Consider the following 686-nt stretch of genomic DNA (forward strand, 5'->3'; position numbering starts at 1 on the left):
GCGGTGGCGAGGTAGAAGTCCAGGAGGCGGGAGAGGGCGGCGTCGCGTTCGCTCGGGGGTTGTTCGTCGCGTTCGGCGCAGGCGCGGGCGAAGAGGCGGAGGAGGTCGTGGAAACGGTAGCGGCCGGGGGCGGCGGATTCCAGGAGGGAGGTGTCGACGAGGGATTCGAGGAGGTCCTCGGTCTCGTCGGGGGTGCGGTCGAGCATGGAGGCCGCCGCGTGGAGGGAGATGTCGGGGCCGTCGGCGAGGCCGAGGAGGCGGAAGGCGCGGGCCTGGTCCTTGTCGAGCTGGCTGTAGCCGAGTTCGAAGGTGGCTTTGACGGCTTGGTCGCCTGCCTGGAGTTCGTCGAGGCGGCGGCGTTCGTCGGCGAGTTTGCTGGCCAGGATGGAGACGGTCCAGGTGCGGCGGGCGGCGAGCCGGGCGGCGGCGATGCGGATGGCGAGGGGGAGGAAGCCGCAGGCGGCGACGACGTCCATGGCGGCCTCGCGCTCGGCCGAGACGCGCTCCTCGCCGACGATGCGGGTGAAGAGGGTCATGGCTTCTTCGGGGCTCATGACGTCGAGGTCGACGAGGTGCGCGCCGGCGAGGTCGACCATGCGGGCGCGGCTGGTGACCAGTGCGGCGCAGCCCGGTGTGCCGGGGAGGAGGGGTCTGACCTGTGCGGCGTCGCGGGCGTTGTCGAGCAG

At 72.3% G+C, this 686-nt stretch carries 1 pseudogene; it reads right to left on the bottom strand.

What is annotated here, in order from left to right:
- Window positions 1–686 (bottom strand): annotated as a pseudogene (locus LHJ74_RS34095) (NB-ARC domain-containing protein); the annotation flags it as partial.

It is taken from the genome of Streptomyces gossypii (assembly GCF_025165795.1).
In the GTDB taxonomy this organism is placed as follows: Bacteria; Actinomycetota; Actinomycetes; order Streptomycetales; family Streptomycetaceae; genus Streptomyces; species Streptomyces gossypii.